Source organism: Frankia sp. CeCAU1 (genome assembly GCF_977971845.1).
The window spans coordinates 1-9,388 of sequence record NZ_CDWWXA010000134.1 but is presented as its reverse complement, the minus strand read 5'-3'; the positions used below and the strand labels follow the sequence as shown (position 1 = coordinate 9,388).

The following is a 9,388-nucleotide window of genomic DNA, read 5'->3' as shown; positions in this document are numbered from 1 at the left end:
TGGCAGGTCAGGCAGGTCAGGAGGACCGTTGGGAGCACTGGCTCGTGCACTTGCTGTGGGCCGTCTCGATCCGCACGTCGCTGCTGGGAGAAGCCGCGCTCGGGGACAGTCCGCTCTCGCTGGCCAGCCTGGGAATGCTGGAGAATCTCAACGCGCGCCCGGGCCTCACCATCGCCGAGCTCAGCCGGCGCGCACCACAGACTCAGCAGGCGCTGAGCCAGATCGCCGCGCGGCTGGAAAAGCTCGGCTGCATCGAGCGCAAGCTGATTCCCGGCAGCCGCGGCATCGGCCTGTACCTCACTGACGCGGGCGCCCGCGCCCGCGTCAGTGCCCACGAGACGGTTGAGGCATTCGAGGCGCATATTGCCGACGCCCTGGGCACCGACCGGTATCAGCGCCTGATCGAGTCGCTCAAGGCGGCGCAGCCGATCATCCGGACGCTGAAGCCTGAGCCCGCCGCAGCCGTCGAGGCAACCTAGCCATCCCACGGCTCCAACTGTCAAGCGGCGATCTTGTCCGGACCGTTCCCGGCGGCGGTACGGCGGATCATCTACCCGCGGATCGCCAGTGCCGAGGTGGTGAACAATTGGCAGCATGGGCGACCAGCGAGATCCCGGCAGGCGGGAGCGACCTCGGCCAGACCGGGCGACCACCGGGGAGGCCGATCCACCGAACCCGGTCGAGCCACCGCCTCCGGCCGGACGGGCACATCCCGTCGCACCACCGCCTCCGGCGGATCGGCCGCGTCCCCTCGATCTCAACGCCGACCTCGGCGAGGGTTTCGGGGTCTGGCGCCTCACCGAGGACGAGGCCCTACTCGACCTGGTCACCAGCGCCAACATCGCCTGCGGGTTCCATGCCGGCGACCCCGCGACGATGCGGCGGACGTGCGAGCAGGCGGTCCGCTGCGGAGTCCGCATCGGCGCCCAGGTCAGCTACCGCGACCTCGCCGGCTTCGGTCGTCGCCGCATCGACATGGACCCCGACGATCTACGTGACGACGTCCTCTATCAGCTCGGCGCGCTGGACGCCTTCGCCCGGACGGCCGGCGACCGGGTTCGCTACGTCAAGCCGCACGGCGCCCTCTACAACGCCATCGTCACCGACGAGGAGCAGGCGCAGGCCGTCGTCGAGGCCATCCGCTGCTACGACGCGACGCTGCCGGTCCTGGGCCTGCCCGGATCAGCGTGGTTGCGGCGCGCGAGCGAGGCCGGCCTGACCGCGGTCGGCGAGGCGTTCGCCGACCGCGACTACACGGCCGCGGGCACTCTGGTCTCCCGGCGCACGGCCGGCGCCGTCCTGCACGATCCCGACGTCATCGTCGCGCGCGGCGTGCGGATGGCGATCAAGGGCGTGGTCGTCAGCCAGCAGGGCACACCGGTGGACGTCGGCGCCCGCTCTCTCTGCGTGCACGGGGACACGCCGGGCGCGGTCGAGATGGTCAGACGGCTGCGCCAAGCCCTGTTCGACGCGGGTGTCCCCCTGATCCCGTTCAGCTGAGAGGATCGCGATGCGCATCCTGCCCTGCGGTGACGAGGCACTGCTCGTCGAGGTGGCCGGCCTGACCGAGGCCGAGGCCCTCTATGCGCGGCTGCGGCGGATCGCCCCGGTCGGGATCATCCAACTGGTTCCCGCGGCGCGGACGGTGCTGGTCGCGTTCGATCCCGCGGCGACCGACGCCAGACGCCTGAGCGCCGCCCTGCTGCGCGCCGCCGGGGCTCAGCCCGGCACGTCCGGCCCCACGCCCTCCTCCGGTCCCGCGCCGCAGGCCGGTCCCCCGCTCGACCGGAACGTCGTGACGATACCGGTGCGCTACGACGGTCCCGATCTGGCCGAGGTCGCCCGGCTCAGCGGACTGACTCCGGCGCAGGTCGTGGACCGGCACGTACGTGGCCGGCACCGGGTCGCGTTCTGTGGCTTCGCTCCCGGCTTCGCCTACATCGCGGGCCTCGACCCGGCGCTGCGCGTGCCACGCCGGGACAGCCCGCGCACCCGGGTCCCCGCGGGCGCGGTCGCCATCGCCGACGAGTTCAGCGGTGTCTACCCGCGGACCTCGCCCGGCGGATGGCGGCTGATTGGCCATACCGACCTGCGGGTCTTCGATCCCGACCGGGAGCCGCCCGCCGTGCTGGCCCCGGGCACGCGGGTGCGGTTCATCGCCGACGCCGACGCCGACGCCATCGCTGACGCCGCCCGGTCGATGTCGTGATCGAAATGTCATGATCGGGATTTCATGATCGAAATCGTCGCGCCAGGTCCGTTCGCCACGGTCCAGGATCTCGGCCGGCCCGGGCTCGCGCACCTGGGCATCACCCGGTCCGGCGCTGCCGACCGTCGCAGTCTGCTGCTGGCGAACCGGCTCGTCGGCAACGTCGCGACCGCGGCGGCGGTCGAGCTCACCTACGGCGGCCTCACCGCACGGTTCACGGATCCGGCGCTGATCGCGCTGACCGGCGCGCCGTGCCCGCTGGAACTCGCCGGTCGCCAGATCAGCATGTACTCCCCGGTGGACGTGCCCGCCGGCGCGCTGTTGCGGATCGGGGCACCCGACCGGGGCCTGCGCACCTACCTCGGAATTCGCGGGGGGATCGGTGTCCCCCCGGTGCTCGGCTCACGATCGAGTGACACCCTCTCCGGGATCGGTCCGCAACCGCTGAGCACCGGTCGGCGGCTGCCGCGGGCGGCCGACAGCGCGGACCCACCAACCGTCGACCTCGCCCCGCTCGCCCAGTACCCGGACGAACCGACCCTGCGGGTCCTCGCCGGCCCCCGCGACGACTGGTTCACCGCGGACGCGCTGCCCACGCTGTTCTCCGCGTCCTATGAGGTGACGGCCCAGAGCGACCGGGTCGGCGTACGTCTCGTCGGGCCGGCGCCGCGCCGCCGGATCACCGCGGAGCTGCCCTCGGAGGCCGTCGTCACCGGGGGGATCCAGATCCCCCCGGACGGGCTGCCGGTCCTCTTCCTCGTCGACCATCCGGTCACCGGGGGTTATCCCATGCTGGGCGTCGTCGCGTCCGAGGATCTGCACCTGGCCGCGCAGTGCCGGCCCGGCCAGCGCATCCGGTTCCGGCCCTACCACAGCTGGACCACACGATGACAGGCGAGGAGCGCCACACGCGGAATTAGTTATCTTTGCTCGTATTGCTCCCGGGGGGGGGGAGACCCGAGGAGGCCTTATGGGTTCGGTTCGGCTGGGTTCGCTTCGGCTGGGTTCGCTTCGGTTCACGACCGTCATCGCCGCCGCGTCCGTGGCCGCCCTCGCAGCGGCGCTCACCACGGCCTGCCAGGCGTTTCCCGCCGGCAGGGCAGCGTCGGCGACGCCGTCTACGGGAGCCCGGGCCGACCAGGAGATCACGATCGCCGCGACTCCCGTCCCGCCGCACCCGTCCGGGGCGGCGCGCACGGAGCTCACCGCAGGGTCGTTCGCCCAGCCGACCACGCGGCCGACCACGCGGCCGCACCCGACCACGGAGCCGGTCGCGGAGCCGGCGAGGACATCGTCGACGGCGTCGTCCGGCCTGTCCACGGCCACGGCCACGACCCCGCTACTGTCGCGGACCGGCGAACCGTCCGCGGGCCTGCCGGACGATACCCGCCTGCCGGTTCCGGCGCAGGCACCCCTCGTCGCACCGGGCACGAGCGTCGCACCGGGCACGAGCACGTTCGCGCCGGCTCCGAGGCGGACGCCGCCCGTCGCCCCGCCCCGGACCGGCACCGAGGCCGCCGAGGTGGTCCGGTTGACCAACATCGAGCGGGCCCGAGCGGGCTGCGGCGCGCTGACGGTCGACGCCCGGCTGGCAGCCGCGGCGCGGGCGCACAGCACCGACATGGCGGCGAACGGCTACTTCGGCTACACCGGTAGGGACGGTCGCGGCCTCGACAAGCGGCTGGCCGCCCGCGGATACACCGCCGATCTCGTCGGGGAGAACATCGCCGCCGGATCGCTCACCGCGGCTCGGACCGTGCAGATGTGGATGGACAGCGCCGATCGGCGGGCGACCATCCTCACCTGTGCCTTCACCGCCATCGGCGTGGGCTACGCCACCGGCGGCGCGTACGGCACCTACTGGACGCAGGACTTCGCCGGCGCCGACCCACGAAACCACTCCGGGCCGAGGCACCCCGCCGGCCCTGAGACGCACGGCCGGCCCTGAGACGCACGGCCGGCCCTGAGACGCACGCTTCCCCTGTTCCTCCCCGATGGATCCTTCCGTCAGCGGTGGCTGCGGCGCCGATGACGGCCGAACGCGCCCGTGCGTTCCTCGGCCCCCCCGGCCGGGGCCCCCTCGGCCGGGGCCGGGGCACTGAGGCGGTCGCTGGGATAGACCTCCGACTCCGCCAGGGGGCCCGGACGCATGGCCGCCTGCTCCCGCAGTTCCCGCTGACGGCGCGCCGCGGCCACGTCGCGCACCCCCCGCACGCTCAGCCGACCCCACGCGGTCGAACCGAGAAAGAGGATCACGGCGCCGAGGCCGTAGAAGAAACTGATCCAGACGAGCGCCTGCCGGGCGGACCCACCGACCGGCCGGCCGAGCGCGCCGAGGTCCCAGGGTCCCGCCAGCGTCGGGCCGACGACGAACCAGGCGCCGGCGACGATCGCGAGCCACGCACCCAGCGCGGCGGTGCCCCGGGTGGAGCTCATCAGCAGCAGGAACCCACCGACGAATGTGGCGGCACCCGGCAGCACCTCCAACCAGAAGCGGGCCGACGTCCAGGTCCAGGCGCTGTTCGGGGTGAAGGCGAAGTCGAAGTACGGCCCGACGAACGGAATCAGCGCCCCCCACACGCCCAGGAGCATCAGCAGCAGACCACTGACCACACCCCGGCTGCGGGGAATATGCCAGGCGCCCAACCAGGGGGAGTCGATGTCGGCGACGTGGGTCATCGGGAGCTCCTTCCGTGGCCAACGCCAGGAACGTGCCCCGCCCGGTGCCGATGAACCCTCACCGACGGCGAACCCCGATCCACGAAACACCAGGTCACCATCACCGCCGGTCGCGGCCCGGGACGCGGCCGCGCCGCGGTCAGCGAGCGCACGATCCGCGGCGTGCCCGGTCGGGCCCAGTCCCGGGGTCCACGTCCCAGCCGATCGCGCTCATGCCGAGGTTCGCGGCCGCGGCGAGCACGGCCGGCGACCAGTCACCACCCGGCGCGCGGAAGAGCCGGGGCGGTTTCCCACCCGCGTCGACGATGACCGACTGGGCGCGGACCATCTCGGCCCGGATCTGCGCCGGTGTGCGACGACTGAACGGCTGGGGATGGGTCATCGTGTGGTTACAGACGGAGTGCCCTTCGGCGATGATGCGGCCCACCAGGTCCCGGTGCGCGTGTGCCTGGGCCCCGACCAGGCAGAACGTTGCCTGGACCCGGTTGCGGCGCAAGACGTCGAGCATCCGCGGCGTCCACACCGGATGCGGACCGTCGTCGATCGTCAGGGCGACCGCGGCCGACAAGCACCCGCGCGAAGGAACGAGACGGTCGGGCTTCGGATCAAGCACGTCAGGCCCCATCACGTCAGGCCCTATCACGTCAGGCCACGTCGGAGTCGTGCTGTGGATCGGGCGCACTCTTTCGACACGCATGATGTCGAGGCCACGATGCCGACAATCCGGACGAATCGTCGTCTGTTAACATAAATATGCCACACAGTCCACCGATATCCGACGATCATTAGGCAACAATCGACGCCCGCCGTGCAGGAGGACCGCTCATGGCATGGCCAGCCGCTCCGGCGGGAACCATCCCGGGCACGTCCGTCGCCGGGGCATCCACCACGGAGGCCACCCCGAACCCGGCGCCCCCGGTCTCGCCCGCCCACGTCCCGGCCGCCGCGTCCCCGGTCGGCCAGCGGGTGCGGGTACCCAAGACCGCGGAACTCGTCGCCAGCCAGCTGCGGCGGCGGATCATCCGCGGCGAGCTCAGCGAGGGTGACGCCCTACCGCCCGAACCCACGCTGATGGCGCAGTTCGGGGTCTCGCGCCCCACCCTGCGCGAGGCGTTCCGGGTGCTGGAGGCGGAAGCGCTGATCTTCGTGCGGCGCGGGGCCCACGGCGGCGCGCGGGTCCACGCCCCGAGCCCCGAGGTCGCCGCGCGCTACGCCGGTCTCGTCCTCGAACACCGCGGCGCCACCCTGGGCGACGTCCACCAGGCCTGTGCCGTCATCGAGCCGCCGTGCGCGGCGCTGCTCGCCGAACGGCGTGATCCCGCCGACGTCGCCCGGCTGCGCCAGCTCCTCCACGAGGGTGACGAGGCCGCCGACCATCCCGTCGCGCTCGCCTCGGCCCAGGCCGCCTTTCACCTGGCCGTGGTGGAGCTGACCGGAAACAAGTCACTGACCGTGATCACCGGGATGCTCCTGCATCTCGTGGAGCTCACAAACAGCCACGGCGGTCACCCCGGTGCCGACAACCGTCCGGAGGAGACCAGCCTTGCCGAGGTCACCACCGATGACCGATCGTCCGCCCGTGCGACCCGTCGGATCCACGCCACGCTCATCGACCTCATCGAGGCCGGCGACACGCAGGGCGCCGCCGATCTCTGGCACCGGCACCTCGCCGCCCCCGACCACGCGATCCCCGGCGGTCCGGCCGACCGGTGCGTGCTGGACCTGCTCGGCTGAATCGAACTGTAGGGGGTTGGGCACGCTCTGGAGACCGTCAACCTTCTACATTTTCGACGGATCGACGGATCGGTGGGCGGCGGGCCACACCGTCCACTGGGTCACCGGCCTCGCCGGGCGCCATCCGGTGAAGCCACCGATCGGGGCCGCCCGACTCACTGACAACCGGACCAGATCACCGCCCAGGCGGGCGTGCCAGGAGACGAGGAGCGCCTCGGATTCGAGGGTGACGGCGTTGGCGACGAGCCGGCCACGTCCGCCCAGCGCCGCCCAGCAGGCGTCGAGCAGCCCGGGGGTCGTGAGGCCGCCCCCGATGAAGACCGCATCCGGCGCCCGCAGCCCGGCCAGGGCCTCGGGCGCCCGGCCGGGCACGGTCCGCAGCGCCGGCACGCCGAGAGCCGTGGCATTGCGCCGGATCCGGTCGGCGCGCTCCGCCCGCGGCTCGATCGCGATCGCGCGACAGGTGCCATGGGTGCGCATCCACTCGATCGCGATGCTGCCCGAGCCCGATCCGACGTCCCACAGCAGTTCGCCCGGGACCGGTCCGAGCCGGGCCAGGGTCACCGCCCGGATCTCCCGCCTGGTGATCTGACCGTCGTGCTCGAACGCGTCATCAGGCAAGCCCGGCGTCCGCGAGCGGTGCGGGGCGGACGGCGTGGGCACCGGCTCGACGGCGACGACGTTGAGGTCCGCCGGCTCGCGCAACGGCACCTGCGGCACGACCGACCCTTGCGACACAGCTGACCCCGGCGGCACGGCCGAGGCGGCCCCGCCCGGGTGCTCCACGGCGGCCGGTGCCCGAACCCAGGCCCGGGCACCGGCCTCGACCCAGGCGGAGGCGGGGGCGCTCTGGCGCGCCTCGTCCGGCCCCCCGAGCCGGTCGAGAACCGTCAGCAGGCTCTCGCCGTACCCGCGCCCGACGAGCAAGGTGGCGAACTCGACGGGCGTGGCCCGGTCGGAGCTGAGGACGAGCAGCCGTCGACGCGGCGCCAGTGCGGCCTGCACCTGCGCGAGGGGGCGTCCGACCGCGCTCACCACGTCGACGTCGTCCACGGCCCACCCGAGCCGCGCGCAGGCCAGGGAGAGCGACGAAGGATGGGGCAGGACCCGCACCCGGTGCGCTCCCAGCAGCCGGACCAGAGTGGTGCCGATCCCGAAGAACATCGGATCACCACTCGCGAGAACACAGAGCTCACCCTGCCCCGCCTGAGCGCCGGTGCCGGCGTGCCCGGCCAGCAGGCGGGGCAGGGCCGGCAGCAGCGGGGACGGCCACGACACCCGCCGGCCTCCAACGGGCTGGCCGTCGATCCTTTCGGGCACGAGGGCAAGCTGGCGATCGGCGCCGAACAGCACGGCGGCCCCGCGCACCACCTCACGTGCCGTCGGCGCCAGCCCCGCCCAGCCGTCGGCCCCGATACCCACCACGGTGACGCGTACAGCAGAGGGGATGGAGTCGGCCCCGAAGTCGGCGGAGCTGGAGTCGGCGGAGCTGGAGTCGGCGGAGCTGGAGTCGGCGGAGCTCACCGGCCCGGGGGACCCGGATCCGGTGACGTCACCGGATCCGGGCGCGGTCGCCGACGTGGCGGCAGTATCGGTCACCGACGTGACGGCAGTATCGGACACAGCAGGCGAGCGTAGCGCGTCGGCCAGGAGGATCAAGAACAGCTGTGCGCCTCGTCCGGACAGGCCTGGTCGGCGACCTCCGCCACCTGCCCCGCGACCGCGTCCCACCACCGAGCCGCGGCAGCGGTCCGCGGGTATATCAGCCGCCGGCGGCCATGGGATGGAAAATCACCGCCGTATCGGGTAGCAATTCCTGGTGAAATGCGATCCCCGACACGTTGCACGCCGGCTCCGCGATCGGTGTGGCCTTCGAAGGCCTGATCACCTACGAACCCAGGAACAGGAAGAGCAGACATCTGTACGCCAAGGTACCAGGAGCGCTCCGGGACCTGCGCATAGGATGGCCGGGTAAATTCTCACATGGCCCGATCGCGCCAGGGCGTTTGAAGCCCAAACGCAGCGTCGGGCACCATGGCGTTCATGCTTGTTCACACGTGACCGACGACACGCACCCCGGCCGGCATGGTCGTACCCTGAGGAGATGGGGGCGTCGCACTCTCGACGGAGAGCGGACGGCTCCGCGCTCCGACTCCTCGCCGGTTGCCTGAGCCATACCCTTCCGCGTCCAGAGGAGATATTCCAAGTCGTTCTCGGCCCCGGCTTTCCGGGACTTTGTCCCACTCCGTACCGAGCGCTGACGGCTGGCCCTGGCTTTGGTCCGTGGCGGCCTTCTTCGTTGTCCGTCGACCCGTCGCCGAAACGAACGAAGGCGAACGCCCGGCGACGGACGCGGCTGTCGCCGACGCGTCGTTTCCTCATTGCATAGGACGCTGGGAGTTTGCATGCGCGATACGCGCGAAATCCAGGCACGATCGCCGCGCGGCACCGGTGGTGGGGCGAGCGAGGCGTGGCGTCTGCGGCTGGCCGGCCGATCGGAGACGGCCCAGCGCACGCTCCTGCTGGACCTGATAGCCGGCCGGATCGCCGTGCTGACCGAGCGCAGCGGCGACGCGGCCATCCTCGGCCGGGAGTCCTCCTGGCGTGGTCTCGGGGTGTACCGCGGCATCGCCGATCGGCTGCGAGACGAACTGTCCGCGGCGACGGGTCTGCGCCTGCCCGCCACGCTGTTGTTCGACCGGCCCTCCCCCGAGGCCCTAGCCGACCATCTGCGCCGTGAGTTGCTGGGTATCGACGAGCCCGCCG

The 9,388-nt window shown here is 72.4% G+C and carries 10 protein-coding genes; 7 read left to right on the top strand and 3 right to left on the bottom strand.

Going from position 1 to position 9,388, the window contains the following annotated elements; all coding sequences use genetic code 11:
* From AC08OO_RS19125 to AC08OO_RS19105, 5 genes are all read left to right on the top strand, one after another.
* The coding region (locus AC08OO_RS19125; protein ID WP_476611302.1) for a MarR family winged helix-turn-helix transcriptional regulator at positions 1–479 on the top strand (479 nt) is incomplete at its 5' end.
* A gap of 115 nt (positions 480–594) precedes the next feature.
* Positions 595–1,500 carry a LamB/YcsF family protein gene (locus tag AC08OO_RS19120; RefSeq protein WP_476611303.1) on the top strand — a complete coding sequence of 302 codons (906 nt, stop codon included), beginning with the start codon at positions 595–597 and terminating at the stop codon, positions 1,498–1,500.
* 10 nt (positions 1,501–1,510) lie between these two features.
* Positions 1,511–2,209, top strand: coding sequence for a 5-oxoprolinase subunit B family protein (locus AC08OO_RS19115; RefSeq protein ID WP_476611304.1), 699 nt, complete (start codon positions 1,511–1,513; stop codon positions 2,207–2,209).
* 24 nt (positions 2,210–2,233) lie between these two features.
* Positions 2,234–3,100 carry a 5-oxoprolinase subunit C family protein gene (locus AC08OO_RS19110; protein WP_476611305.1) on the top strand — a complete coding sequence of 289 codons (867 nt, stop codon included), beginning with the start codon at positions 2,234–2,236 and terminating at the stop codon, positions 3,098–3,100.
* Positions 3,101–3,179: 79 nt separating this feature from the next.
* Complete coding sequence (locus AC08OO_RS19105) at positions 3,180–4,157, top strand: CAP domain-containing protein (RefSeq protein WP_476611306.1); 978 nt, start codon at positions 3,180–3,182, stop codon at positions 4,155–4,157.
* A gap of 59 nt (positions 4,158–4,216) precedes the next feature.
* Here AC08OO_RS19105 and AC08OO_RS19100 read toward each other — a convergent pair whose 3' ends face one another.
* On the bottom strand, positions 4,217–4,888 hold the full coding sequence (locus AC08OO_RS19100) for a hypothetical protein (RefSeq protein ID WP_476611307.1): 672 nt from the start codon (positions 4,886–4,888) through the stop codon (positions 4,217–4,219).
* A gap of 139 nt (positions 4,889–5,027) precedes the next feature.
* Positions 5,028–5,501 carry a polysaccharide deacetylase family protein gene (locus AC08OO_RS19095; protein WP_476607620.1) on the bottom strand — a complete coding sequence of 158 codons (474 nt, stop codon included), beginning with the start codon at positions 5,499–5,501 and terminating at the stop codon, positions 5,028–5,030.
* A 212-nt stretch (positions 5,502–5,713) separates the two neighbouring features.
* Here AC08OO_RS19095 and AC08OO_RS19090 point away from each other — a divergent pair, with 212 nt between their 5' ends.
* Positions 5,714–6,622, top strand: coding sequence for a FadR/GntR family transcriptional regulator (locus tag AC08OO_RS19090; RefSeq protein ID WP_476611309.1), 909 nt, complete (start codon positions 5,714–5,716; stop codon positions 6,620–6,622).
* A gap of 45 nt (positions 6,623–6,667) precedes the next feature.
* Here the strand turns inward: AC08OO_RS19090 and cbiE are convergent, their stop codons facing one another.
* Complete coding sequence (gene cbiE, locus AC08OO_RS19085; protein ID WP_476611311.1) at positions 6,668–8,071, bottom strand: precorrin-6y C5,15-methyltransferase (decarboxylating) subunit CbiE; 1,404 nt, start codon at positions 8,069–8,071, stop codon at positions 6,668–6,670.
* Between the two features lie 956 nt (positions 8,072–9,027).
* Here cbiE and AC08OO_RS19080 point away from each other — a divergent pair.
* Positions 9,028–9,388: acyl carrier protein (locus AC08OO_RS19080; protein ID WP_476618832.1), on the top strand; the 361-nt coding region annotated here is incomplete at its 3' end.

Coding starts and splice junctions, on each gene's coding strand:
- AC08OO_RS19110 (WP_476611305.1), top strand. CDS start 2,234: ATGATCGAAATCGTCGCGCCAGGTCCGTTCGCCACGGTCCAGGATCTC.
- AC08OO_RS19100 (WP_476611307.1), bottom strand. CDS start 4,888: ATGACCCACGTCGCCGACATCGACTCCCCCTGGTTGGGCGCCTGGCAT.
- AC08OO_RS19105 (WP_476611306.1), top strand. CDS start 3,180: ATGGGTTCGGTTCGGCTGGGTTCGCTTCGGCTGGGTTCGCTTCGGTTC.
- AC08OO_RS19090 (WP_476611309.1), top strand. CDS start 5,714: ATGGCATGGCCAGCCGCTCCGGCGGGAACCATCCCGGGCACGTCCGTC.
- AC08OO_RS19120 (WP_476611303.1), top strand. CDS start 595: ATGGGCGACCAGCGAGATCCCGGCAGGCGGGAGCGACCTCGGCCAGAC.
- AC08OO_RS19115 (WP_476611304.1), top strand. CDS start 1,511: ATGCGCATCCTGCCCTGCGGTGACGAGGCACTGCTCGTCGAGGTGGCC.